Source organism: Viridibacillus sp. FSL E2-0187 (assembly GCF_038006425.1).
Taxonomy (GTDB): domain Bacteria; phylum Bacillota; class Bacilli; order Bacillales_A; family Planococcaceae; genus Viridibacillus; species Viridibacillus arvi.
Map to the genome: position 1 here is coordinate 333418 of NZ_JBBOVG010000002.1, position 24704 is coordinate 358121.

The following is a 24704-nucleotide window of genomic DNA, read 5'->3' on the forward strand; positions in this document are numbered from 1 at the left end:
TATTTTCCACCTCAGAATAAGAAATAGCGTTGCGCCATAGGTACCGTATCAACCGGGTCACAAGTCAGCAACACTCCGTTTACTTTTACTTCATATGTTTGTGGATCCACTGTAATATTTGGTGTTTCAGAATTTAATTTCATATCTTTTTTAGTTAACGTACGAATTCCGCCAACTGGGAGAATGATTTTATTAAGTCCAAGTTTTTCATGAACACCGTCATCAAATGCTGCTTGAGAAATGAAGGTTGCCGAACTTTTAGCTAAAGCTTTACCATGTTGAGCATACATAGGGCGGTAAATATATGGCTGTGGAGTTGGAATAGAAGCATTCGCATCTCCCATTAGTCCAGTAACAGCAAGTCCATTTTTAAGAACCATTTCGGGTTTCACACCAAAGAACCTCGGAGACCATAGTACTAAATCGGCCATTTTGCCAACTTCAATAGACCCTACATGTTCTGATATCCCATGTGTAATGGCCGGATTAATCGTATATTTAGCGATATAGCGTTTTGCTCGGTTGTTATCAGCGTGCTTGCTATCGCCTGATAGAAGTCCTCTTTGTTTTTTCATTTTGTCAGCTACTTGCCATGTGCGTAGAACGACTTCGCCGACACGCCCCATCGCCTGAGCATCGGAACTAACCATACTAAATACACCCATGTCGTGTAGGATATCTTCAGCTGCAATTGTTTCTCTTCTAATTCTAGAATCTGCAAAAGCAATGTCTTCCGGAACGGAAGGATTTAAATGATGGCAAACCATGACCATATCAAGATGTTCGTCGATAGTATTTATAGTATAAGGGAGGGTGGGGTTCGTTGATGATGGCAGAATGTTATGATAACCTGCCGATTTGATTAAATCTGGTGCATGACCACCGCCAGCGCCTTCAGTGTGATACATGTGAAGAACTCTGTCTTTTACAGCAGCCATAGTGTTTTCCATAAAACCACTTTCATTTAACGTATCTGCATGAAGTGCAACTTGAATGTCATATTCATCTGCTACTCTTAATGCGTAGTCGAGCGATGAACCAGTAGCACCCCAGTCTTCATGAACTTTTAAGCCAATCACACCAGCTCGAACTTGCTCAGTTAAAGGATCAATTGATGCGGCATGTCCTTTACCTGTAAACCCAACGTTTATAGGAAGACCTTCAGCAGCTTCTAACATACGGTGAATATTCCATTCACCCGGAGTAACCGTAGTAGCTTTAGAACCTGCAGCAGGACCTGTACCGCCACCGATTAGTGTTGTTGTTCCAGATGTTAACGCAATTTGTACTTGTTCGGGATTTATAAAGTGAACGTGTGTATCAATGGCACCAGCTGTAACAATTAAACCTTCGCCAGCAATTATTTCTGTTGATGCGCCAATGATAATATCTACATTATCCATAACAAGAGGATTACCACTCTTACCTATACCGAAAATCTTGCCATCACGGATAGCTAAATCGGCTTTACAAATACCTGTGTAATCTAAAATAATAACGTTTGTTATAACTGTATCCGCAACACCTTCTGCACGGGTTGCAAGAGGGTGTTGCCCCATGCCATCTCGAATGACCTTTCCGCCTCCAAAGACAACTTCTTCTCCGTAAGAAGTGTAATCTTTTTCGATTTGAATAAACAAATCTGTATCCGCAAGACGGACTGAGTCACCAGTAGTTGGTCCGTACATTTCAGCATATTGTTTTCGGGACATTTTAAAACTCATGATGCATCCTCACTTTCTAATTTGCCGTCTACTTTATTATTAAATCCATATATACGGCGTTCTCCTGCAAAATCAATAAGTGGTATTTCTTTTTCATCTCCGGGTTCGAAACGAACTGCCGCTCCAGCAGGAACATTCAATCTCTTGCCGTATGCTTCATTTCTATTAAATTGGAGTGCGTCATTTACTTCATAGAAGTGGAAATGTGACCCGACTTGAATAGGGCGGTCACCTGTGTTGATGACATTAACAGTAACTACCTCGCTGCCTTCATTACAGATAATCTCTTCTTCTTTTAAAATATATTCTCCTGGTCTCATATAGCAACCCTCCTTTTATCGTATTGGACTGTGGACAGTTACCAATTTAGTTCCGTCTGGAAAAGTTGCTTCAACCTGAATGTCATCGATCATTTCAGGGACTCCATCCATAACATCGTCTTGAGTTAAAATGGTAGCACCGTATTCCATTAGTTCTGCAACAGTCTTTCCATCCCTTGCCCCTTCCAGTACTTCATACGTAATAAGGGCAACAGATTCCGGATGATTTAATTTTAGACCTCTGTCCTTCCGACGCCTTGCAAGGTCAGCTGCCACTACTATCATAAGTTTGTCAATTTCGCGCGGCAATAAATGCATAGTTCAAACCTCCTAGTATAGATTTCAAATAATACAACTGTTTTTATTTGAAAGAAAGGTGAAGATTAACTTAAAAATAAAATAAATCTTTATATGTTTATTTTCTCCAAAAGCCCAGTAATTAAACCTTTCTAAAGAATTTTAACATACAAATAATTTGAGATGAAGTTTAACGCAATGCTTTTGGAACTAAAAATTAGGTTGATCGGGTTAATCGTCAATTAAAAATGATTTTAGGTTAGATATATGAATTCATACCTATATAAATATAAGGAAATATATATAGGTTTTAGGAGATATTAGCCTCATTGAAATGACTCTATCTGAGCTTTGTATAATTTTATAGTTGTAGATTGATACTAATTTTATTACAAAATACAATAACGATGTAACCATACTGAGATTACATTGAAATATCGCTGACATATTAAGTACGTAAAATATTACGTTAGAGAGGGGTTATCTGTATGAAAAAAATAATAGGTATAATAAGCATATTTGTGGTATTAGGTGTGGTTATATCAGTAGGCTATTATGGTTATGGGAAGTATAAAGAAACATTGGACTATAAAGGTAAAGTAGCTAAAGGTATTGAAATAACGATGAAAAATAAAATGCTAAGAGCTCAGGCTGGTAAGGAAGAATTATATTTAGAAACATTTAATAAAGGTGATTACACGTTAAAAAAACCTTATATCGTGCAAAATCCGTACGATATAGCCCCTTTGACTGCTCTAGTCATGTTCAACACAGAGCAACCAACAAAAGTATCTATTACTATAAAAGGACGAACAGAACAAACTGATATTACGCACCAATTTGAGGAATTTGAAAAGGTACATAGTATACCGGTGCTAGGTTTGTTAAGTGATACAAATAACGAAATGGTTATAACTGCTACTACGAAAGATGGTGCTGAAACATCAAGTACTATTCATATTCAAACGGAAGCATTACCATCGTACATAGGCAAGGTTGATATTAAGACACTAAATAAAAAAACCGTAGATATTGGTGAAGGCGAATTAACCTTCGTTGTACCAAGCACCAAGTATCCATTTGCTTTTGACGAAAGTGGAGATATTCGATGGTATAGTTCGAAGTATAACAGCCACATATTTAAAGAACTTAAAAATGGACATATATTATTTTTAACAAAAGAATCTATTCGCTCTAGAACTTATTCTGTATTAGTCGAAATGGATTATATGGGTAAGCTTTATCATGTCTATGATTTTAATAAGGCAAATGCTGCAAAAGAGGGAACTTCAAAGGAAAATGAAACAAAGGAATCATCAATGGTGCATCACGATGCAATTGAGCTTCCTAATGGTAATTTACTATTAACGGTAAATGATGATTCACAATATGTAGAAGATACGATGATTGAAGTAAATCGTGAAACTGGAGATATTGAGAAAGTGATTGATTTAAAAGAGATATTACCATTATCTTTCTACGAAAATTACCGTAATAATAAACGATCTGATGGAAAAGCTGACTGGTTCCACCAAAATTCAGTTGTCTATGATGAATCCGATGATAGCATTGTTATTTCAGGACGTAATCAGGATACTGTAATGAAGTTAGATTATAAAACAAACAAGATTAAATGGATCTTAGCTGCTGATGAAAATTGGCCTGCCGATTATCAAAAATATGTATTAAAAGAAATTGGTGATGTGAAATTTAATGCGGGGCAACATACAGCGACAATCATCCCAGATCAGGATAATAATGCTGATACAATAGATATTTTACTTTATGATAACAATGTTGTTGTGAATCGTGGAGATAAAGCTCTTTCTAAAAAATACAGTCGCGCTGCACAATATCGTATTAATGAAAAAGATAAAACTGTAGAAGAGGTTTGGTCATTTGGTGAACAATTTGGAGAAGCATACTTCACCAATATTGTAGGAAGTACTAGGTGGCTAGAAGATTCTTCGCATCGACTAATTAACTTTGGATTTTTAGATGGTGATACAAGAAGTAGTATTTTTGAAGTAAGTGAAACTGGTGATGTTGCGATGGAAGCTAATATTACTGGATTTCCAAAAGGGGCAAGGGCATATCGCGCTGAACGTTTAGATTTATATAATAAAAATTGGGAGTATTCATTAAATAAGAATGGGTTCTTCATAAAAGCGTATAAAAAAATCTTAGAATAAAAAAGATGGTTATTAAAAACTGTGAGATCAATTCTCACAGTTTTTTTGTGTTAAAAGAATAGAATAGCATTTAACATACGCACCAAATTGAAGGGCGGTAGTATTGTAAAAGAGGATTATGTTGAATCGATAACGAAATATAAAATGTAGCATAATTTAATTCATATAGATTTTTAACCTCACAATAGGAAGAGACAATTATGAATGAACAGTGGAAAATAACTTAAGGGAGAAGGTTTTACTATTGAAGCAAGCATTACTAGTGATTGATGCGCAACAAGAATTAATTGATGGTAACGAAAAAGAACAAAGTGTATTGAATAAAGAAAATCTGTTAGATAGAATCAATTCAATTATAGATAAGGCGATAGATTCGAATGCATTGGTCGTTTTTATAAGAGATAAAGATGTTGCTCAAGGTGAAGGTAAAGGATTTCAAATTCATAAAGAAATTAAAGTACCCGCTACTTCAAAGGTATTTGATAAGAAGGCTACAAATTCGTTTTATGGAACGCCATTACTGGCATTTTTAAAAGATCATGAAATAGAGCACATTGTTATTATGGGATGTAAAACTGAACATTGCATTGATACAGCTGTTAGAACTGCAACAATAAATCATTTCGATGTTACTTTAGTAGAAGATGGTCATTCAACAACAGATTCTTCAACTTTATCCGCTGAAAAGATAATAAATCACCATAACGAAATACTTCACGGTCATTACAATGTAGACAATTTCTCTGTTGTTAGAAATAGTAACGAAAATCTGTTTCAACCAACCCATAACAATTATAGATAAAAACTTAAGTTCAATTTCTGCTCGTATGGAATAAGGAGAAAAAAGGTGGAGGTATCATTATGTACGGAGTAATTAATTTTGAGGTATTTTTAATTACAGGAATTTTATTAAATTTAATTCCGGGTGCAGATACTATGTATATAGTAGGGAGAAGTATTTCTCAAGGGCGAAATGCAGGTGTGTATTCTGTATTAGGCATTTGTAGTGGATCCTTAATCCATACTTTGTTAGTTGCTTTTGGTTTATCAATCATACTTACAAAATCACTTATTCTATTTAATATTATCAAAATAGTCGGTGTAATTTATTTAGTCTATCTAGGTATTAAAATGTTACTTGATAAAACAAATTTAAGCTTAGATTCTTCAGGGTCTAATAAACAAAACAAAAGAAAAATATATATACAAGGGCTTTTGACAAGTCTTACAAACCCTAAAGTTGCTTTATTTTTCATCGCGTTTCTTCCGCAATTTATTGATACAAAGGCTGCTGGTCCTATACCATTTATCATTTTAGGACTCACATTTACATTCACTGGTTTAGTATGGTGTCTATTTATTGCTTATTTTTCTTCATTTATTTCCCGAAAAATAAGAGGCAGCGAAAGAATGGGAACGTATTTGAACAAAATTACAGGCATAATCTTTATCGGAATGGGTTTGAAATTGCTTCAGACAAAGTCACCTCAATAAATTTATTGTAAATTATAGTTAATGTTTTTAAATCAAGTATCCATTTCGGTATGGATGCTTTTTTAGTGTTTAGAGTAAAATGTTTGGGAGAAGTAAAGGGTAACGAGAAATATAAAATGAAAACAATTGAGATTACCCTTGATTAAATAATTTAATAATCTTTCAAAAGTAAGAATCCACTTCGATTAATTTTGAAGTGGATTTATTTTTATTTATTGCCTAATAATTTTTATCTAAAAAACATAAATTATAATATTGCGAAAACTAATCTAATTAGTTATTATAGAAATATGATTAGTTTTTTAGAAAAGGAGCTTGATAAATGATGAGAGTTACGAAAGTTGGAACAGTATTTCAATTATCTTTTATGCCAAGAATATTTCCGGTTAATTGTTATTTAGTGGAGGAAGAAAATGAACTTACATTGATTGATGCAGCCCTACCTTTCAGCACAAAGGGGATAATAGATGCTGCCAAGAGTATAGGCAAACCGATTACAAGAATTGTACTTACCCATGCACACAATGATCATATAGGTGCACTAGATGCGTTAAAAGAATTATTGCCAAATGCTCAAGTAAGCATTTCTTCTAGGGATGCTCTATTATTGGATGGAAATTCCACTTTGTTACCGAGTGAAAAAAACACACCAATTCGTGGTGGGGTTCCAAAGAACATAAAAACCAAACCTGATTTATTATTAGAAGATGGAGATCGTATAGGTTCATTAGAAGTGATCGCCACTCCAGGCCATACACCAGGTTCCATAACTCTTTTTGATACACGTAATCGTAGTCTAATTGCAGGTGATGCTCTCATTACTAGAGGCAAAGTGGTAGTGTCAGGTTTAATGAATCCTTTATTTCCTTTCCCAGCTTTAGCTACATGGGATAAACACATTGCTCTTGAAAGTGCAAAAAAATTAATTAATTATAAACCAAGTCTACTTGCTGTGGGGCATGGCAATATGCTAGAGCAACCTCGGACTAAAATGGAGCAAGCAATAGCTGCAGCAGAATTGAAATTTTAATAAACTAAATAGGAAGTGACATTAAAATGACTCGTCGTATGAAATTAGATTTATCAATTATTTTAGAAAAAACAACAGAACTAGTTGATGAGAATGGGGTAGATAAACTTTCACTAGGATCGTTAGCAGAGAAATTGGGGGTACGACCACCTTCTTTGTATAATCATTTTGAAGGATTAAATGGATTGAAGCAGAAGTTAGCCATACATGGTGTTGAAAAACTACATGAATATATGCTGCAAGCAGCAGTAGGAAAAGCAGGTGATGATGCAGTACGTGCAGTTAGTGCGGCATATATTCAATTTGTCAGAACCCATCCTGGGCTGTATGACGCAAGCAATCGTTTTGCTGATACTAACGATATAGAATTACAGCGTGCCCAGGAGTCAGTCGTAAAGCTGGTTGTGCAAGTATTACAAGCCTACAATTTAAACGATGAAACGGCGATTCATATGGTTAGAGGATTGCGAAGTATTTTACATGGATTTACATCTATTGAACATATGGGTGGCTTTGGAATGCCACTTGATATTGATGAAAGTTTTTTAATTCTTATCAATACTTTTATAGAGGGAATTCATTCTATTATAAGTAAGCGGGATAATGATCTACAAAATGACATCTAAACAGGAGAGGTTATTTCCAAAGAGTAGTATGCTCACACTGCTCTTTATGGAATAATTTAAGTACTTCTACATTGAAAAGTTTTATGTAGCTTTGGATAGGGTTTGCTACAATGATTTGCTCAAAAGATAGATGCAGATACTTTTAGGATGTTAAGGAAAAGGTTGTGTATCAAAAAAAATTAAATAAGGGGTAAACAAGATGAATGGTATGCAAGCAAACTCAACATTTACATTAACAGAAGCTAGTGAAAAGCCCTTCAGTGAATTTGAAGGTGGACCTAAACTTACAAAAGGAAATTTCAAAATGGCCTATGTAGGCGAACTTCAAGGTAAAAGTATTTTACAAGAGCTAAAATGTTATTTGGCTGATGGTTACGCTACGGTTTTTGGTTTTGAACAGTTCACAGGAAGTTTAGGTGCTCGCTCAGGAACCTTCTTATTAGAACATGTCGGTAAATTTGAAAATGGTGTACTTACATCAAAACGCAAAATTGTGATAGGTTCAGGAACTGGAGATTTAATTGGTCTCAAAGGTGAGGTGAATTTCCAGACTGGTAGCGCTGAACAGTTCGCAATTACATTAGAATACCGCTTTGAATGAGGATCTCTATTTGAAATTTCCCTTAAAGCAATTTTTTACATGTTTCTATAAATTTTGTTACGAGTGGGCTTTGTTTCTCATTTTTTCTTGTACATATAGCAATTTTATGTGTCACGTGGATACCTTGGACGTAAACTCTAGCTAATTGATTATTTTCTACATAATCACGTACAACAAGAGATGAAATAAAATTAGCACCGTAACCAGCCATTACTGAACGAATAGTTTCATTTAATCCGTTAAATTGCAAAGCGACTTTTGGTGGCTTCACTTGGTAGGTGTGACATAATGCAAAAAGGTGATCTCTCATTGAGCTACCTTCTTCACGCATAATAAAGGGTTCCTTAACCATTTCACCTAAAGAAATGCTCTGATTGGCATATGGGTGTTGAGGTGAAACAACAAACCAAAGCTCATCTTCAAATAATTCTTCCCATTCTACTTCCGCTGGTCTTTCTGATATGCCGCCACCATAAATAGCAACATCTGCTTTGTATTGCTTTAGTTGCTCAAAGGCTTCTTTAGTATTTGTTGTTGTTATGATTAAATTGATATCTTCATTTGCAGATTTAAAATTTGCTGCCCATTTAGGAATTAAGAAATTAGCAGGTAGATAGGTAGCTGCTATATGAATTGTCCCTGTTTTGGCAAGGCGATAGTCTTCAATGAATGATTCGATATGTCCTTCAAATGAAAAAAAACTCTTAGCTTTTTCAGCTAACTCCTCTCCAAATTCCGTTAAAACTACACCTCTTCCCTGTTGCTTGAATAAAGGAATACCTATTTCATATTCGAATTTTTTAATCTGGCTAGAAACGGCAGGTTGACTGATTCGCATTAATTCAGCTGCTTTAGTGAAACTGCCAGTCTGTGCGACTTGGTGAAACAATCTAAGTCCGTGTATATTCATATATCCCTCCAACTCATAAATAAAATTTATAGATATGTAAAAATAATATATTTTTTTTATGGTTTCTTCTAACATACACTAAATCTGTAAGCATGAAAATATGAATAGGAAATGGGGTAAAAATTATGGGGAATGACATGGTTTGGAATGAAGTGGATGAGTATTTTATTGAAAAACTAATACCATTTGATTCAACTCTGGAATGTGTTCTACATGTTAATAAAGAAGCGGGCTTACCTGAAATCGATGTAGCACCAACTCAAGGGAAGTTATTATATTTATTAGCTAAGATTAAAGGGGCAAAGAATATATTAGAAATTGGTACACTTGGTGGATACAGCACTATATGGCTTGCACGCGCATTACCTGAAAACGGAAAAGTTTATACGCTAGAGGCGGAGGAAGAACATGCAAAAATAGCGGAACGGAATTTTAAGCAAGCAGGGTGTCAGGATAAAGTAGAAGTAATTGTAGGTAAGGCACTTGATACATTGCCAAACATAAAAGAAAAAGGAATAGCCCCATTTGACTTAATCTTCATTGATGCAGATAAACCCAATAATCCGCATTACTTAAAATGGGCATTAGAGCTAGCTATGCCAGGGGCAATTATTATTGCGGATAATGTAGTGCGTGATGGAGAGGTAATTAACGAGACAAGCGAAGATGAACGAGTACAGGGCATACGCCAATTTATAAGCTTATTAGAAAACGAACCAAGAATTGAGTCTACGGCAATTCAAACAGTAGGATCTAAAGGGTATGATGGTTTTGTTATTAGTGTTGTAAAATAAGCGATAATTTTTAGTATGGATTGATCGAGCTGAGCATCAATCAGTATTCTTTATCTACAGTTTTTGTAACGTCTTTTGTGTTGTAGTATTTTATTTAGTGCACTTTAGAAAAGAAAATGTTCAAGGGGATCAGTAGAGGTTAATGAGGTATTTAGAAGACAAATTAAGGCGACATTTCTTTATATTGAAGAAAATGTCGCCTTTAGATTTGCAATTATTATCAATCTTACATTTTAAATTTGTTAACCAAATCCTGCAATTCAACTGCAAGATTAGACAATGATTTTGTAGAAGATGAGACTTCTTGCATCGCTGCTAATTGTTCTTCGGTTGTAGCAGCAACTCTTTGAGAATGCTCAGAAGCTTCTTTTGTAGCATGTGAATTATTGACGACTGTAGCAGCAACTTCTTGAGCACTAGCGGACATTTCCTCTACAGTAGCAGCCATATCGGTTACTTTTTCTTTCATAATTTCTAGCTCACCGACAATTTCCTTAAAGCTTGTATCGGTTTTGCTAACAATATTTAGACCATCTTGTACTTCAACTTTAACATGGTTCATGGACTCTGTTGAGCGAGACATGTTAAGTTGGATATCTTTTATTAAATTTGAGATTTGCTTAGAAGACCTCTGAGATTGTTCTGCAAGTTTGCGAACTTCCTCTGCAACAACAGCGAATCCTTTTCCATGTTCGCCAGCACGCGCGGCTTCGATAGCGGCGTTTAAAGCTAGTAAATTTGTTTGATCTGCGATATCAGTAATTACTTTAGAAATTTCGCCAATCTCATTTGAACTTGAATCAAGTAATCGCAGCACATCGCCACTTTCATTTACTTTTTGATTGATTGAATTAATTTGTTGTACTGTTTGTTCAACGTAGAGATTACCTTGTTGTGCCTGAGTCGTTATCATTGTGCTGGCTTCGGAAATTTCTGAAGCATTTTCGGCTAGATTTTGAATGGCTAACGTTACTTCTTCAAGTGATTGTGCACTTTCTTGTAGGCTGTTAGTGCTTTCTTCTGAGCCGTTTGCGATAAGCTGAATTGAATTTGTTATTTCTTCTGTTGCTTTGCTTGTTTCATCAGCGATAGCCGTTAATTGTTCTGATGATGCTGCCACATGTTCTGTCGATTGATTGATTTGACTTAGAAGCTCCTTCATAGTAGATTTCATAGTATTAAAATCATTCGTTAATAGACCAATCTCGTCATTTGTAGTAACTTTTACATCGTCCCCAGAAAAATCACCAGAAGCTGTTCGATTTAGTTCGTGGCTAATTTGAATAACTGGCTTCGTTAATCTTCTAGAGAAAAAGTAGGCAGCGATAATTCCTATGATTACAGCTAAACCTCCAATAATGCCAGTTGTAATCGCCACTTTTGAGGCACCATCATTAAATTCCTTTTCAAATGATTTTGCGGCAACTGTCCATCCCCAATTAGGTTCTTTCTGAGCATAAGCTATATTTCCTTCAATTTTATTGGTTTTTGCATTCATCCATTTGTAAGTAAAATAACCGCCTTTTTCTCCAGCCTCTAAAAGTTCTTTCCCGATGAATACACCGTCTTCTGTTTCTGTATTCATGAGTTCGGCACCTTCGTTTCGAGGATCCATCACGTTAACAGCGTTCTCGTCGACAGCATAAACAAAACCGTTACCTCTAATCGTATGTTCTTCTTTAATTGGGCGTATATTGTCGGCGTCTTTTTTTCCGTATAATTCAACTCTTAATTTTTCTTGAGCTTCCTCCAGTGTCAGGTTTCCTGCTTCAACTTCCTGATTTAATAGAGCGATCATAGCAATAACCATATTTGTGCTTTGCTGTAGTTCCTCTTTACCAGAAGCAGTTAATTCCTTTTTTGAAGTAGAGTATGTACTGATCCCAATGGTTATTGTAGGAATAATCAATAGAAGAGTGCAAAGTATTATTAATTTTCTTTTAAGTGATATTTTGACTTTTTTCATGGTTCATCTCCGATAATATTTTTTCTTTTACCTATATGTATATCGTGTTAATTTTTATAATAATAAGAGCAATTTTCAAATAGTATTGACATTTTTTATAATCCTAAAAAAATTTTGAAGGTTCTCTAGATAAATTGAATAGAGCGACTTATTACAGCAATTATTTGGGCATTTTTGCAACATAAATTTTTCTTAAGTATGCGAAAGCAAGGAATAATCAATTAAAAATAGCGCAACCTAACCTTACTGACATATAAAAAGGAGGAATTTAATTGAGTAAAATTTTACAACTATCTATGGTGGTACTACTTATGGGTTCTTTAGCTGCATGTGGGACGAGCAAGACTTCAAATGAAACGACCACAGATGAAACAGTTAAAGAGGAAACGACGAACAAAGGAAATGAAACCGTTAAGGAAGAGGAAACAACAACAGAAAAAACACCGACTAATAATGAACATAAATTAGAGTTGGCAGATGACGTTGCAGATAAAATTGCTGAAATGAAGGAAGTAGAAAAAGCAAATGTTATTGTAACGAATAAAAATGCTTATGTAGCGGTTACGTTGAAAAAGGGCGTAAACGGTGACAAAGCTGTTGAGGATAAGATTGCAGACCAAGCAAGAGCTGCAAATGCTGATTTCAAAAATGTATATGTGTCGTTGAATCCTGATTTTGTTAAAGAAATGACTCAATATGGAGAAAAAATCAGAGCGAATGAGCCGATTGAAGGATTCTTTGAAGAATTTTCAAACACGGTAAAAAGAGTATTCCCTGATGCTCGTTAAGTATAGCTGCAAGGAAGTAGTTTAACGAATCACAAGTACTTAGAGCTTGTTTTGATGCTTCTATTCAAAACAAGCTTTTTCTTTTTGAAATGTAAAGTGGAAACCAAAAACCTTTGAGTACATGGAAATAATCTATAAACTAATCTGTTGACAATGTAAAAAATCTCTGTTAAATTTATCTTAAATTCAAGATAAATGAATTCGAGATAATTAGTATTCTTCGAAAGGAGAAAAATATGATGCAAATAAATAATAATCTCAAAGCACTGACAGTATTACTAAGAGCATCACAGTCTGTTCAAGATGTTGTGAGAAAAGACATGCAACAGTATGGTTTAAATCAAACCGAATTTGCAGTCTTAGAATTGCTTTATCATAAGGGTGAACAGCCTATACAACATATTGGTAAAAAAATTTTAATTGCAAGTAGTAGTATTACTTATGTTGTAGATAAATTAGAGAAAAAAGAGTTAGTACGTCGAAGAGCTTGCCCTAATGACCGTCGAGTAACTTATGCAACGATTACTGAGTTAGGAAAAGTATTTATGGATAACACATTCCCTAAGCATGAAAAGAAAGTCAATACTATTTTTGAAGAACTATCAGAACAGGAATTAGAAGTTTTCATTGATCTTCTTAAGAGAATTGGGCTTCACGCAAAGGATATATAAATTTTTTTAATCATATATCTCGAAATCGAGATATATTGTGTAGATAAACTAAATACAATAATGGAGGAATATAATATGAACCATTTAAAAGGAATACATCACGTAACAGCTATCACAAGTAGTGCAGAAAAAAACTACGAATTTTTCACTTATGTTCTAGGAATGCGTTTAGTGAAAAAAACAGTTAACCAAGATGATATTCAAACGTATCATTTATTTTTTGCAGATGACAAAGGAAGTGCGGGAACAGATATGACATTCTTTGATTTCCCTGGCATTCCTAAAGGAGTACACGGTACAAATGAAATTTCAAAAACATCATTCCGTGTTCCTAGCGATACAGCGTTAGATTATTGGATAAAACGCTTTGATCGATTAGAAGTGGCACATACTGGTGTTGTTGAACAATTTGGCAAAAAGACTCTTTCTTTTGTAGATTTTGATGATCAGCGCTACCAACTAATTTCTGATGAGAACAATGAGGGAGTTTCTAGTGGTACACCATGGCAAGAGGGACCTGTCCCTCTAGAATATGCAATTACAGGATTAGGACCAATCTTTATTCGTATTGCTAATTTTGATTACTTTAAAGAAATGATGGAAAAGGCACTAGCATTTAAAGAAATTGCTCAAGAAGGATCATTCCATCTGTTTGAAGTTGGTGAGGGAGGTAACGGTGCTCAAGTTGTCGTCGAGTACAATACGATTCTTCCTCAAGCGCAACAAGGATATGGATCAGTTCACCACACTGCATTCCGAGTAGAAAATCGTTCTGTTCTAGAAGAATGGATTCATCGTATGGAAGGTTTCGGATTTAATACGTCAGGCTACGTTAATCGTCATTTCTTTGAGTCATTATATGTAAGAGTTGAACAAGGAATTTTATTTGAGTTTGCAACAGATGGTCCTGGCTTTATGGGAGATGAACCGTATGAAACACTTGGAGAAAAGTTATCGTTACCTCCATTTTTAGAACCAAAACGTGAGCAAATCGAAAAACTAGTTCGGCCAATTGATACAGTAAGAAGCACAAAAGAATTTATTAAAGAGTAGTAGAAAGATGCAACTATTTATTTTATGAGGTGAAAGAATTGGGTTTTATTGATAAGTTATTTGGAAAAGCTAGTAAAAATACAGAAGAAAATTTAGGAGGAAACAAAATGTTGAAAATAGGTATTGTTTTAGGAAGTACACGTGAAGGTCGAGTAAGTCCACAAGTAGGAGAATGGGTGAAAAGTCTTGCTGATCAACGTGGAGATGCAGAATATGAAATCATTGATATCGCAGATTTTAAATTACCGTTTTTAGGAGATCCAAATGGTGATACTCAAGGAATAAACGGTTGGTCGGAGAAAATTAATGGCTGTGATGGATTCGTATTTATCGTGCAAGAATACAATCACAGTATTACAGGCGCATTAAAAAATGCATTGGATTTACTACGTGCTGAGTGGAACAACAAAGCGGCAGGTATCGTAAGTTATGGTTCAGTAGGCGGGGCGCGCGCAGCAGAACATTTACGCGGAATTCTTGGAGAATTATTAGTTGCAGATGTTCGTGTCCATCCTGCATTATCATTATTTACTGATTTTGAAAACGGTAGTGTTTTCAAACCAGCCGACGTTCAAGCGGCTTCTGTTAATGATATGCTAGACCAAGTCATTGCTTGGAGTGGCGCATTAAAATCTTTACGTAAATAAAAGAAATGATAGCAGTAAAAGGAGGGAATAAAAAAATTCTCTCCTTTTTTAATAACTAAAGTCAATCAAATGACGAGTTCAATTACTTGCTATATTATCACTTGCGTAGTAAAGTGATAATAAGAACAACGATTCGGAGGAAAACATATGCGTAATAATACAATCGGGTCATTAATCTGGCTGCGTTTAATGCGTTTTACGAATCAAAGTAATCAATTGTCGAATGACTTTTTAAAACGTTTTGATTTAACAACCGCTCAATTTGATGTACTAATGCAAATTCGTATATATCAGCCCCTTACACAAAGTGAATTAGCTGAGAAGGTAACAGTTACGCAAGGTGGCATTTCGCGTATGCTAGCACGGCTTGAAAAAGAAAATTACATTGTACGTAAACAAGATTGGAAAACGAAAACAATTAACCTGACTGCGAAAGCAGAAGCTATTTTAGATCAAGCAATGCCAGAGCAACTAGCATTTCAAACGTCATTTTTTGATGACGTACTAAACGATGAAGAACAAAAAACTTTATATAAGTTAATGACACGTGTTCATAAATACAGTCAAAAAAGAGAATTACCGCCTGAGTAATTTTTTTTACATCATCATTTGACTAGTCAAGTTAAGGGGAGGAACAACTTTGCATACAATTTCTGGACATCATCATATTTCGATGATTACAAAAAATGCTCAATTAAATAATCAATTTTATCAAAAAGTATTAGGGCTACGTAGAGTGAAGAAAACAGTTAATCAAGATGACCCCAGCATGTATCATCTTTTTTACGGAGATTTAACAGGTAGTGCTGGAACGGAGTTATCGTTCTTTGAAATGCCTATTGCGGGAAGAACAGTTCGCGGTACAAATGCAATTACACAAATTGGTTTACTTGTTCCATCATTTGAAAGTCTTGAGTATTGGCAAAGACGCTTTGAGCTATTGGATGTAAAGTATGGAGAAATTACAAGTTATGCCGGCAGAGATGCGTTACATTTCGAAGACTTTGAAGGCTTACGAATGATTCTAATAAATAATAATGGCGAAGAAGTCCCTGAAAAATGGTCAGAATGGCAAGATTCTATCGTAGAGCCAAAGCATCGAATTTTAGGGATGGGTACAGTAGAAATAACGGTACGATACTTAGAACGTTTAGCGAAAACTTTAAAGGATATGTTTGGCTACGTAGAAGTAACGCGTTCTGAAACAGAAGCAATATTCCAATCTAAGGCTGGACAGTCATTTGGAGAGATTATTATCAAACAACAGGAAGGGCCAAGTGAAAAACCAGGTAGAGGGAGCATTCATCATCTAGCAATACGTGCAAAAGACGAAAGTGAGTTGCGCTATTGGGATGAAGTTATAAAAGAACGAGGCTTCCATTCAACAGGGATTGTAGACCGTTTTTATTTCCAAAGCTTATACTTCCGCGAATCAAATGGGATATTAATTGAAATTGCGACAGATGGCCCTGGTTTCACTGCAGATTCGACTGTAGAAGAGCTCGGGGGAAAATTAGATTTACCACCGTTTTTAGAAGAAAAACGTTCAGAAATAGAAGCAAAGTTAGTACCAATTGATTAAAAGGAGCGAATGAAAATGGAACAGTATCGTATTGATAAAGATAAAGGAATAGAATTTGGTTTATATTCAATTGGGGATCATTTAATGAACCCTCATACAGGTACTTTGATAAGTGCTGAACAGCGTATTCATGAATTGATTGAAGCAAGCAAGTTAGCTGATGAAGCGGGACTTGATGTATTTGCAGTTGGTGAAAGTCATCAACAACATTTTACAACACAAGCACATACCGTTATTTTAGGTGCGATTGCTCAAGCAACAAAAAACATTAAAATTGCTAGTTCTGCAACAGTATTAAGTACTTCTGATCCTGTACGTGTATATGAAGACTTTGCCACACTAGATTTAATTTCAAAAGGGCGAGCAGAAATTGTTGCTGGTCGTGGTTCACGTGTTGGAGCATATAGTTTACTTGGATATGATGTCCGTGATTATGAAGAATTATTTGAAGAAAAAATGGAGCTTCTATTGAAGTTAAACAATGAGGATAAAGTAACGTGGGAAGGACAGTTCCGTGCACCACTAAAAAGTGCATCCATTTTACCGCAACCCGAGGGTGGGCATATGCCGATTTGGCGTGCAGTAGGTGGACCACCTGCTAGTGCAATTAAAGCTGGATATGCCGGTGTACCGATGATGCTGACAACTCTTGGTGGTCCTGCTATTAATTTTAAAGTTTCTGTTGATGCGTATAGAGAAGCAGCTGAGCGTAGTGGTTTTGATGCTGCGACGTTACCAATTGCTACAACTAGTCTTTTTTACACAGCTGAAAGTACTCAAGATGCACTTCGCGAGTACTATCCACACGCTAATTCAGGCATGCTTGCTTTACGTGGTGGTGGCTATCCAAAACAACAGTTTGCTCAATCGACTGATTATCGTGATGCATTAATGATTGGTAGCCCACAGCAAATTATTGAAAAAATGCTCTATCAATATGAATTATTTGGACAGCAGCGTTTCATGGCACAAATAGATTTTGGTGGCGTACCATTCGATAAGATTGCGAAGAACATTGAACTTATTGCAACGGAAATATTACCTGCCGTTAAGAAATATACAGCGAAAAAGTAAGGAGTGTATATGATGAAAATTGTAGGAATCGCAGGCTCAAATGTAGGGTCAAAAACAAGAACAGCTATGGATTATACACTTAAAATAGCTAGAGAAAAATATCCAGATGCAGAAGTAACATTAGTAGATCTTGCTGAATATGAAATGGTCTTTAGCGATGGACGAAATTATTGGGACTACGAAGGGGATACAAAATATGTAACGGAAACAATAATGGCGGCAGATGCAATTATTATTGGTACACCGACATTCCAAGCATCTATCCCAGCTACATTAAAAAATATCTTTGACTTACTTCCAGTTAATGCTTTCCGAGATAAGGTGGTAAGTATGCTTGTAACAGCGGGCACAGCAAAACATTATTTAATGTTGGAACAGCAGTTAAAACCAATATTAGCTTATATGAAAGCACATATCGTCCAAACATATGTATTTATAGAAGAAAAAGATTTCCATAGAAAAGAAATCGTGAATGATGATGTCCTTTTCCGTATAGAGCGTTTAGTAGATGACACAGTACAGCTTGTGGATGCATATGTAGAAATTCGTAAAGCAAAAGATGCAGAATATGATTTTTAATAAAGTTAATTGAATACTAAACAAAAGTACTTTAAATGAAATAATAAATTTTCGGAAGTCCCCTATAAAACATTAAGTGTTTTATAGGGGATTTCTTCTTTGGAAAGAGAATTTCATGCCTTCATATATTTTATTGATATCCGATTGAACTGAGGTGCTGTAGCCATTAACTACTTTAATGAAGATAGTGATGCATAGGGGACAAAGAAACTTGTAGAAGCAGGAGGAGTTCGCTGTCTCTTGCTACCAGTCAAATGATTGTTAGTTTTTAGAAATAAAATATATAATGAAGGGAGAATAAGGAGGTTTTTTATTTTGCAAAATTTCACTTTTTGGAATCCTACGAAACTAATTTTTGGACAAGGGCAATTAGAGCAGTTAAAAACTGAAGTTCCAAAATTCGGTAAAAAGGTATTAGTTGTTTATGGAGGCGGAAGTATTAAGCGTAATGGCCTGTATGACAATGTAATGAATATGTTAAATGAAATTGGCTCAGAGGTTTTTGAGTTATCTGGAGTAGAACCAAACCCTCGACTTTCAACAGCTAGAAAAGGAATTGAGATTTGTAAAGCTGAGAACATTGATTTCATTTTAGCAGTAGGTGGCGGAAGTGTAATTGATTGTACGAAGCTTATTGCTGCAGGTGCAAAATATGACGGTGATGCATGGGATTTAGTAGTTAAAAAAGCATTTGCAACAGAAGCACTTCCATTCGGAACAGTATTAACTCTTGCTGCAACAGGATCTGAAATGAACGCTGGCTCTGTTATTACGAATTGGGAAACAAACGAAAAATATGGTTGGGGAAGTGCAGTGACATTCCCACAATTTTCAATTTTAGATCCTGTTAATACGTATACTGTTCCGAAAGATCAAACGATTTACGGAATGGTAGATATGATGTCACATGTGTTAGAACATTATTTCCATCTTGAAGAAAACACTCTTTTCCAAGATCGTATGTGTGAATCACTACTGTTAACGGTTATCGAAACTGCACCAAAGCTGTTAAATGATCTTGAAAATTATGAGTATCGTTCAACGATTTTATATAACGGTACTATGGCGTTAAATGGTATTTTAAATATGGGCTATCGTGGAGACTGGGCTTCGCATAATCTTGAGCATGCTGTTTCTGCAGTTTATGATATTCCACATGGTGGTGGACTTGCGATTCTATTCCCTCATTGGATGGAACACAATTTAAAAGTCAAACCAGCTCGCTTTAAACAATTAGCTGTAAGAGTATTTGGTGTTGACCCTGAAGGGAAAACTGATGAAGAAGCAGGGTTAGAAGGTATTCAAAAACTTCGCGAATTCTGGAACAGCATTGGTGCCCCATCACGACTAGCTGATTATGATATTGATGATAGCAAACTAGAAGTTATGGCAGATAAAGCTATGATTTATGGTGAATTCGGTAATTTTACAAAACTGAATAAAGAAGATGTAATGGATATTTATCGCGCATCATTGTAATGATAGAGAATTAGATTTTATATATTGAGCCATTGAGGGAATTATCTCTCAATGGCTCTTTTTTTATTTCTCACCATTATAGATGAATAGTGAAAACATCTTTAACCTTACTTACGAAGAATACTATCTTAAGATATAATAATGGATACCGAAATAATAGATTGATGATTCTAAAAAATCTGGTAAAAACATTTGGAACATTGTCAAAAGTAAAAGGAGATACAGGGATGCAGAGAGAATCACGTGCAAAAACAGCATTATTAATTACATTTGTGGTCATCGCTTGGGGAATGTGTTGGCCGATATACAAAATGGCTCTTAATTATACACCGCCTTTGTTATATGCAGGAATGCGTACATTATTTGGTGGTATTCTATTAGCCGGAATGTTATTACCACAATGGCGCAAAATCGAATGGAAAAGAAATTGGAAAGTTTATGTGATAGTTGGCTTGTTAAATACCGTTATATTTAATGGTGTTCAAACTGTTGGTCTACAATATTTACCATCAGGTTTATATTCCGTTATTGTTTATTTACAACCAGTATTAGTGCCAATTCTAGCTTGGATGTGGCTTAGCGAAACATTATCTGCCATTAAAGTAGTGGGGCTTGTTATAGGTTTCTTAGGAGTAGCTGCAGTATCGTTGGATGGTTTTACAGGTAATGTATCATTATTCGGTATAATGTTAGCGCTTATTACCGGTATTGGCTGGGCAATTGGCGTAGTTTATGTAAAAAAAACAAGTTCACAAGTACATGGGTTATGGCTTGTTGCACTCCAAAGTATCATGGGTGGAACAATTTTAAGTATGGGTGGTATAGCAACAGAACATATTTCAGATATAACATGGAATATTAGTTATATTAGTTGTTTATTATTTGGAGCAGTTATCGCAGTCCCAGGTGCTACGGCAGCATATTTCTATTTAATGAGTTCTGGTGAATCAAGCAAAGTAGCTTCTTTTACATTCTTAGTACCGTTAATTGCAGTTGTTATTGGTACACTGTTCTTAAACGAACCATTTACATATTCATTATTGTTAGGATTATTATTGATTTTAATAAGTATTTATTTAATTAATCGTCCTGAAGCAGGTTTTTCTTTTGTGCGGCGTGTAGAGCATAAGCATTTATAAAGTGTGGTTTTAATTAATATAGTAAACATTGCCTCAAATTGTGGATACTTAGTAATCCCTTTTTGAGGTTTTTATATGGAATTAAATAATCAAATACAACAGGGACATATGTCCTTTTCGAAATAAGTGTATTTGTTTTTTAATAGAGAGGACAGTTTGAATGGAGGAATGAAATATGCGAGGAGTGCTATTTGCGTTTTTAGGTGGAGCCTTTATTACGCTGCAGGGGGTAGCTAATGCGCGGATTAGCCAAGATATTGGCACTTGGCAAACTGCTACAATAACGCAACTAACAGGATTTATCATGGCTTTGTTGATCTTCCTCTTTGTCCGAGATGGAAACTTGCAAATGTTCAAGAAAGTGAAACCCTACTATTTGATTGGTGGAGCGTTTGCAGCCATAATTATTTTTAGTAACATTTCTGCCATTCATCGAATTGGTGTTACGTTAACTATATCAGCAGTACTCATTGCACAGCTTGGATTAACTTTTATTATTGATATTAAAGGTTTGTTTGGTATGGTAAAGCAACAGATGAAGTTACCACAATTTATCGGTATTGGAATGATGGTAGTGGGAGTAATTATTCTAGGTTTATAAGGAACGTTTAGAATGACTAAGATGAAAGTATAGGAGGTGGACATGATTCATGAAGAAAATAGAGAATCATGAGCAACTCAATAACTATTTAAAAGAGTATCAATTAGAGTCTATATTCAATAAATCTTTGATAGAGCATTTAGCGTTGTATAGTTTCGAACAGGGTGAGGATATTTGTTCACAGGGAGATACATCACAATACCTTTATATACTTGTAAAAGGGAAAATCAAAATTTTCACTAGCTCTTCGGAAGGTAGAAAATTAATACTTTCTTTTAAGACGCCACTTTATCTAATTGGCGATATTGAATACGTTCAAGATATAGATATTATTAATACAGTTGAAGCTGTTTCACCTGTTATTATGATTGGTATTCAATATCAATGGCTAAAAAAATTCGGGAGTGAATATACGCCATTACTGCGATTTTTACTCGAAACCGTCACAAGGAAATTTTATATAAAATCCAATTTTTTAAGCTTCAATTTACTATATCCAGTAGAAGTCAGATTAGCTAGTTATTTATTGTCCATTTCTTTTTATGATTCTGATGCAAATAATGATAGTGGATTAAGTATAAATCGATTAAGGGATGTAGCGGATTTAATCGGAACGAGTTATAGGCATCTAAATCGAGTTATCCAGCAATTATGCGCTGAGGGGCTGATTGAACGTACGAAAGAGTCAATCATCGTGATAAATCGTGACGCATTGAGTACGCTTGCCAATCACAATATTTATGAATGAATTAAATATAGAGGGGAGTAGCTACGATGGTTGTCGGATTAATATTAGCGCTTGTAGCAGGTTCATTAGTTGGTTTGCAAAATATTTTTAATAGCAAAGTGAATGAACATACAGGCTCTTGGGCTTCAACGACATTGGTGTTAGGAATGGGGTTTTTAGCATCACTAACGATGGGACTAATTATTGAAGGTGTAAACTTATTTAATATACAAAATATGCAGCTATGGTATTGGTTCAGCGGGCTAATAGGTGTCGGAGTTGTTACCTGCATTTTGAATGGTATCAAATCTCTTGGTCCGACATACGCGATTTCAATTGTACTAACATCACAACTTAGCTTTGCATTATTATGGGACTCACTAGGTTGGTTCGGTCTAGAGCAAGTTCCTTTTACATTCCAGCAGTTACTAGGCGTTCTAGTCATAGCTGGTGGTATCATTGTATATAAATTTGGTGGTAGAACAGTAGAGACGGGGGAGCAATTTTGAAAAAATATCAGACATTATTATTTGATGTAGATGATACGTTATTAGACTTCGGAGCAGCGGAGAAAGAGGCGTTATACTTACTTTTTAAAGATCAAAAATTACCTTTAACGAAAGAGATTGAAGAGCGATATAAAGAAATTAATCAAGTTCTTTGGAGTTCTTTTGAAAATGGCGAAATTGATCGTGATGAGGTAGTAAACACGCGCTTTGCTCTTCTATTCAAGGAATATGGTAAAGAAGTGGATGGAGCCTTATTAGAAAGGAATTATCGAATTCATTTAGAAGAAGGACATCAGCTTATAGAGGGGGCATTGGAATTAATCACAGGCCTACAAGACAAATATAATTTATATATAGTGACGAACGGTGTTTCCAAAACACAGGACAAGCGCCTAAGAGCTTCAGGATTACATACGTTATTTAAGGATATTTTCGTTTCAGAAGATACAGGTTTTCAAAAACCGATGAAGGAATACTTTGATTACGTCTTTGCACGAATTCCAAACTTGGTGAAAGAAAATACTTTAATTATCGGGGATTCTCTAAGTTCGGATATTAAAGGTGGACAGTTAGCAAATATTGATACATGTTGGTTTAATCCACATATGAAGTTAAATAATACTGAAATTATGCCAACGTATCAGATTCAAAATCTTGATGAGTTATATCAAATACTAGATAGTAAATAAAAAAGGGTTAGAGCGCTCGAAAATACAGCCTTAAAGCTGAAAAATCGGGCGTTTTTATGTGCATAAAAATGGGGATGTGAGAGGATTATAGAAGAGAGAATAAATGATAATTCTCTTTGGTGAAAACGGGAATTGAATGAATGCTTGTAAATCTGAAAGGACTATGACAGTATATAAGCATGCAAGCCACAACTTATATAATTTTAATATGTCAAACTCGTAATAGCTATGTTTGCAGAGCACTATAAATCTCTATAGTGGAAAGTGGACTAAAAAGAACGGAGGAAAAACACGATGTTAGATTTACCAAATTGCCCGAAATGTAATTCAGAATACACTTATGAAGATGGCAGTCTTTTTGTCTGCCCAGAATGTGCACATGAATGGACTTTAGAATCTGAAGAGAGTGAAGATACAAAAGTCATCAAGGATGCTAATGGAAATGTCTTAAACGATGGTGATTCGGTTACTGTTATTAAGGACCTTAAAGTAAAAGGTAGCTCTTCTGTTTTGAAGATAGGTACAAAAGTAAAGAGCATTCGCTTAGTTGAAGGCGATCATAATATTGATTGTAAAATTGATGGTTTTGGAGCAATGAAATTAAAATCGGAATTCGTTAAAAAGATTTAATATCAGATTTCGTATTGGAGAATTCATTTTGAGTAGTAATTTATCAAAATGAGTTCTTTTTTATTTCACTGAGTTAAATAATTTTGAAAGACAACAAATGCAGGCATAGCTACGTTAAGGGCCCATTACTTATTAGCACCAACATAACTCGTCCTTTATTCGTTGCCTTTTTCGGAGATTATCCATTTTTAACTTAATTGTAGGAAGACTTATCAGCAATCTGGACACGTTCCCTCTTATTTTTAAATTTGGGGCTTACCAAAATGATTTTGCGGATTCTTTATTAGAACCAAATCATGAGCATTTCGTAAAGAGGGACGCTTATGATTATGAAACTATAGAATCAGCTCATATCAAATTAATCTACATGATGTTCAATAAACTCAAAAAAATCGGGAGTTCGTATTTCTTGCAAATAACTTAATTTCTCTAGAATCTTCATACTGATCTCTTGTTCCAAATCTTCTCGCTCTTGCATACGAGTGTTAATCAAACTTTTCTTAATAGCAGGTCTAAAGATTTCTAGTAAGCGCTCTAGATCTTTGTTTTCTACTTCATACAAGATTTGATTTTCCATTAAGT

28 protein-coding genes are annotated in these 24704 nt (G+C 35.1%); 22 read left to right on the forward strand and 6 right to left on the reverse strand.

Going from position 1 to position 24704, the window contains the following annotated elements:
* Positions 1-11: 11 nt before the first annotated feature.
* From ureC to MHH85_RS20830, 3 genes are read right to left on the reverse strand one after another with little or no spacing between them, the layout of a single operon-like run.
* Entirely contained in the window at positions 12-1724 is a 1713-nt protein-coding gene (gene ureC / locus MHH85_RS20820) for an urease subunit alpha (RefSeq protein WP_340708364.1), read from the reverse strand.
* Positions 1721-2044, reverse strand: coding sequence for an urease subunit beta (gene ureB / locus MHH85_RS20825; RefSeq protein WP_340708365.1), 324 nt, complete (start codon positions 2042-2044; stop codon positions 1721-1723). Before ureB ends, ureC begins: the two co-directional genes overlap by 4 nt.
* Before the next feature lie 15 nt (positions 2045-2059).
* The gene (locus MHH85_RS20830; RefSeq protein ID WP_053419021.1) at positions 2060-2362 is read right to left on the reverse strand and encodes an urease subunit gamma; all 303 of its coding nucleotides are present in this window, start codon (positions 2360-2362) and stop codon (positions 2060-2062) included.
* Between the two features lie 467 nt (positions 2363-2829).
* On the opposite strand from MHH85_RS20830, the gene MHH85_RS20835 reads away from it, so the two are divergent.
* The 6 genes from MHH85_RS20835 to MHH85_RS20860 all read left to right on the forward strand — a co-directional run bounded on the left by MHH85_RS20835 (position 2830) and on the right by MHH85_RS20860 (position 8284).
* Complete coding sequence (locus MHH85_RS20835) at positions 2830-4533, forward strand: aryl-sulfate sulfotransferase (RefSeq protein WP_340708366.1); 1704 nt, start codon at positions 2830-2832, stop codon at positions 4531-4533.
* Positions 4534-4777: 244 nt separating this feature from the next.
* Positions 4778-5335, forward strand: a complete 558-nt coding sequence (locus MHH85_RS20840) for a cysteine hydrolase family protein (RefSeq protein ID WP_340708367.1) — start codon at positions 4778-4780, stop codon at positions 5333-5335.
* A 59-nt stretch (positions 5336-5394) separates the two neighbouring features.
* Positions 5395-6027, forward strand: a complete 633-nt coding sequence (locus MHH85_RS20845; RefSeq protein ID WP_340708368.1) for a LysE family translocator — start codon at positions 5395-5397, stop codon at positions 6025-6027.
* A gap of 325 nt (positions 6028-6352) precedes the next feature.
* Positions 6353-7057 (forward strand): MBL fold metallo-hydrolase, encoded by a 705-nt coding sequence (locus tag MHH85_RS20850; protein WP_340708536.1) that lies wholly within the window; start codon positions 6353-6355, stop codon positions 7055-7057.
* 26 nt (positions 7058-7083) lie between these two features.
* A complete protein-coding gene (locus MHH85_RS20855; RefSeq protein WP_340708369.1) occupies positions 7084-7683 on the forward strand; it encodes a TetR/AcrR family transcriptional regulator in 600 nt (199 codons plus the stop codon).
* A gap of 199 nt (positions 7684-7882) precedes the next feature.
* Entirely contained in the window at positions 7883-8284 is a 402-nt protein-coding gene (locus tag MHH85_RS20860) for a DUF3224 domain-containing protein (RefSeq protein ID WP_340708370.1), read from the forward strand.
* A gap of 22 nt (positions 8285-8306) precedes the next feature.
* Here MHH85_RS20860 and MHH85_RS20865 read toward each other — a convergent pair whose 3' ends face one another.
* On the reverse strand, positions 8307-9194 hold the full coding sequence (locus MHH85_RS20865) for a LysR family transcriptional regulator (RefSeq protein WP_340708371.1): 888 nt from the start codon (positions 9192-9194) through the stop codon (positions 8307-8309).
* A gap of 125 nt (positions 9195-9319) precedes the next feature.
* Here MHH85_RS20865 and MHH85_RS20870 point away from each other — a divergent pair, with 125 nt between their 5' ends.
* Complete coding sequence (locus MHH85_RS20870; protein WP_340708372.1) at positions 9320-9988, forward strand: O-methyltransferase; 669 nt, start codon at positions 9320-9322, stop codon at positions 9986-9988.
* A gap of 226 nt (positions 9989-10214) precedes the next feature.
* Here MHH85_RS20870 and MHH85_RS20875 read toward each other — a convergent pair whose 3' ends face one another.
* Complete coding sequence (locus MHH85_RS20875; RefSeq protein WP_340708373.1) at positions 10215-11954, reverse strand: methyl-accepting chemotaxis protein; 1740 nt, start codon at positions 11952-11954, stop codon at positions 10215-10217.
* Positions 11955-12226: 272 nt separating this feature from the next.
* Here MHH85_RS20875 and MHH85_RS20880 point away from each other — a divergent pair, with 272 nt between their 5' ends.
* The 15 genes from MHH85_RS20880 (at position 12227) to MHH85_RS20950 (ending at position 24122) form a co-directional block, all read left to right on the forward strand.
* On the forward strand, positions 12227-12742 hold the full coding sequence (locus tag MHH85_RS20880) for a YhcN/YlaJ family sporulation lipoprotein (protein ID WP_193737804.1): 516 nt from the start codon (positions 12227-12229) through the stop codon (positions 12740-12742).
* Positions 12743-12978: 236 nt separating this feature from the next.
* On the forward strand, positions 12979-13413 hold the full coding sequence (locus tag MHH85_RS20885; RefSeq protein WP_193737803.1) for a MarR family winged helix-turn-helix transcriptional regulator: 435 nt from the start codon (positions 12979-12981) through the stop codon (positions 13411-13413).
* A 75-nt stretch (positions 13414-13488) separates the two neighbouring features.
* Entirely contained in the window at positions 13489-14466 is a 978-nt protein-coding gene (locus MHH85_RS20890) for a ring-cleaving dioxygenase (protein WP_340708374.1), read from the forward strand.
* Between the two features lie 107 nt (positions 14467-14573).
* Positions 14574-15113: an NADPH-dependent FMN reductase gene (locus MHH85_RS20895; protein ID WP_340708375.1), complete on the forward strand. Its 540-nt coding sequence runs from the start codon at positions 14574-14576 to the stop codon at positions 15111-15113.
* Positions 15114-15260: 147 nt separating this feature from the next.
* Positions 15261-15704 carry a MarR family winged helix-turn-helix transcriptional regulator gene (locus MHH85_RS20900; protein ID WP_193737800.1) on the forward strand — a complete coding sequence of 148 codons (444 nt, stop codon included), beginning with the start codon at positions 15261-15263 and terminating at the stop codon, positions 15702-15704.
* Between the two features lie 49 nt (positions 15705-15753).
* Positions 15754-16695, forward strand: a complete 942-nt coding sequence (locus tag MHH85_RS20905; protein WP_340708376.1) for a ring-cleaving dioxygenase — start codon at positions 15754-15756, stop codon at positions 16693-16695.
* Positions 16696-16710: 15 nt separating this feature from the next.
* Positions 16711-17769, forward strand: coding sequence for an LLM class flavin-dependent oxidoreductase (locus tag MHH85_RS20910; RefSeq protein ID WP_340708377.1), 1059 nt, complete (start codon positions 16711-16713; stop codon positions 17767-17769).
* A 12-nt stretch (positions 17770-17781) separates the two neighbouring features.
* Positions 17782-18348, forward strand: coding sequence for an NADPH-dependent FMN reductase (locus MHH85_RS20915; protein ID WP_340708378.1), 567 nt, complete (start codon positions 17782-17784; stop codon positions 18346-18348).
* A gap of 315 nt (positions 18349-18663) precedes the next feature.
* Positions 18664-19827: an iron-containing alcohol dehydrogenase gene (locus MHH85_RS20920; RefSeq protein ID WP_193737796.1), complete on the forward strand. Its 1164-nt coding sequence runs from the start codon at positions 18664-18666 to the stop codon at positions 19825-19827.
* 227 nt (positions 19828-20054) lie between these two features.
* The gene (locus MHH85_RS20925) at positions 20055-20966 is read left to right on the forward strand and encodes a DMT family transporter (protein WP_340708379.1); all 912 of its coding nucleotides are present in this window, start codon (positions 20055-20057) and stop codon (positions 20964-20966) included.
* A 175-nt stretch (positions 20967-21141) separates the two neighbouring features.
* Complete coding sequence (locus MHH85_RS20930) at positions 21142-21567, forward strand: DMT family transporter (RefSeq protein WP_340708380.1); 426 nt, start codon at positions 21142-21144, stop codon at positions 21565-21567.
* 49 nt (positions 21568-21616) lie between these two features.
* Entirely contained in the window at positions 21617-22315 is a 699-nt protein-coding gene (locus tag MHH85_RS20935) for a Crp/Fnr family transcriptional regulator (protein WP_340708381.1), read from the forward strand.
* Between the two features lie 26 nt (positions 22316-22341).
* Positions 22342-22803: a DMT family transporter gene (locus MHH85_RS20940; protein WP_340708382.1), complete on the forward strand. Its 462-nt coding sequence runs from the start codon at positions 22342-22344 to the stop codon at positions 22801-22803.
* Complete coding sequence (locus tag MHH85_RS20945) at positions 22800-23492, forward strand: YjjG family noncanonical pyrimidine nucleotidase (RefSeq protein ID WP_340708383.1); 693 nt, start codon at positions 22800-22802, stop codon at positions 23490-23492. The genes MHH85_RS20940 and MHH85_RS20945 overlap by 4 nt, the downstream gene beginning before the upstream one ends.
* Positions 23493-23786: 294 nt before the next feature.
* On the forward strand, positions 23787-24122 hold the full coding sequence (locus MHH85_RS20950) for a zinc ribbon domain-containing protein YjdM (RefSeq protein ID WP_076034731.1): 336 nt from the start codon (positions 23787-23789) through the stop codon (positions 24120-24122).
* Positions 24123-24480: 358 nt separating this feature from the next.
* On the opposite strand, the gene MHH85_RS20955 is transcribed toward MHH85_RS20950, so the two are convergent.
* Positions 24481-24699, reverse strand: a complete 219-nt coding sequence (locus MHH85_RS20955) for a helix-turn-helix domain-containing protein (RefSeq protein ID WP_193737790.1) — start codon at positions 24697-24699, stop codon at positions 24481-24483.
* Positions 24700-24704: the final 5 nt, after the last annotated feature.

Excerpts from the sequence above, each read along its gene's own strand:
- MHH85_RS20875 (WP_340708373.1), bottom strand. The coding sequence starts at position 11,954 with ATGAAAAAAGTCAAAATATCACTTAAAAGAAAATTAATAATACTTTGC.
- MHH85_RS20830 (WP_053419021.1), bottom strand. The coding sequence starts at position 2,362 with ATGCATTTATTGCCGCGCGAAATTGACAAACTTATGATAGTAGTGGCA.
- MHH85_RS20915 (WP_340708378.1), top strand. The coding sequence starts at position 17,782 with ATGAAAATTGTAGGAATCGCAGGCTCAAATGTAGGGTCAAAAACAAGA.
- MHH85_RS20910 (WP_340708377.1), top strand. The coding sequence starts at position 16,711 with ATGGAACAGTATCGTATTGATAAAGATAAAGGAATAGAATTTGGTTTA.
- MHH85_RS20950 (WP_076034731.1), top strand. The coding sequence starts at position 23,787 with ATGTTAGATTTACCAAATTGCCCGAAATGTAATTCAGAATACACTTAT.
- MHH85_RS20900 (WP_193737800.1), top strand. The coding sequence starts at position 15,261 with ATGCGTAATAATACAATCGGGTCATTAATCTGGCTGCGTTTAATGCGT.
- MHH85_RS20860 (WP_340708370.1), top strand. The coding sequence starts at position 7,883 with ATGAATGGTATGCAAGCAAACTCAACATTTACATTAACAGAAGCTAGT.
- MHH85_RS20895 (WP_340708375.1), top strand. The coding sequence starts at position 14,574 with ATGTTGAAAATAGGTATTGTTTTAGGAAGTACACGTGAAGGTCGAGTA.
- MHH85_RS20870 (WP_340708372.1), top strand. The coding sequence starts at position 9,320 with ATGGGGAATGACATGGTTTGGAATGAAGTGGATGAGTATTTTATTGAA.
- MHH85_RS20885 (WP_193737803.1), top strand. The coding sequence starts at position 12,979 with ATGATGCAAATAAATAATAATCTCAAAGCACTGACAGTATTACTAAGA.
- MHH85_RS20890 (WP_340708374.1), top strand. The coding sequence starts at position 13,489 with ATGAACCATTTAAAAGGAATACATCACGTAACAGCTATCACAAGTAGT.
- MHH85_RS20925 (WP_340708379.1), top strand. The coding sequence starts at position 20,055 with ATGCAGAGAGAATCACGTGCAAAAACAGCATTATTAATTACATTTGTG.
- MHH85_RS20835 (WP_340708366.1), top strand. The coding sequence starts at position 2,830 with ATGAAAAAAATAATAGGTATAATAAGCATATTTGTGGTATTAGGTGTG.
- MHH85_RS20845 (WP_340708368.1), top strand. The coding sequence starts at position 5,395 with ATGTACGGAGTAATTAATTTTGAGGTATTTTTAATTACAGGAATTTTA.
- MHH85_RS20850 (WP_340708536.1), top strand. The coding sequence starts at position 6,353 with ATGAGAGTTACGAAAGTTGGAACAGTATTTCAATTATCTTTTATGCCA.
- MHH85_RS20935 (WP_340708381.1), top strand. The coding sequence starts at position 21,617 with ATGAAGAAAATAGAGAATCATGAGCAACTCAATAACTATTTAAAAGAG.
- MHH85_RS20855 (WP_340708369.1), top strand. The coding sequence starts at position 7,084 with ATGACTCGTCGTATGAAATTAGATTTATCAATTATTTTAGAAAAAACA.
- MHH85_RS20955 (WP_193737790.1), bottom strand. The coding sequence starts at position 24,699 with ATGGAAAATCAAATCTTGTATGAAGTAGAAAACAAAGATCTAGAGCGC.
- MHH85_RS20865 (WP_340708371.1), bottom strand. The coding sequence starts at position 9,194 with ATGAATATACACGGACTTAGATTGTTTCACCAAGTCGCACAGACTGGC.
- ureC (WP_340708364.1), bottom strand. The coding sequence starts at position 1,724 with ATGAGTTTTAAAATGTCCCGAAAACAATATGCTGAAATGTACGGACCA.
- MHH85_RS20930 (WP_340708380.1), top strand. The coding sequence starts at position 21,142 with ATGCGAGGAGTGCTATTTGCGTTTTTAGGTGGAGCCTTTATTACGCTG.
- ureB (WP_340708365.1), bottom strand. The coding sequence starts at position 2,044 with ATGAGACCAGGAGAATATATTTTAAAAGAAGAAGAGATTATCTGTAAT.
- MHH85_RS20940 (WP_340708382.1), top strand. The coding sequence starts at position 22,342 with ATGGTTGTCGGATTAATATTAGCGCTTGTAGCAGGTTCATTAGTTGGT.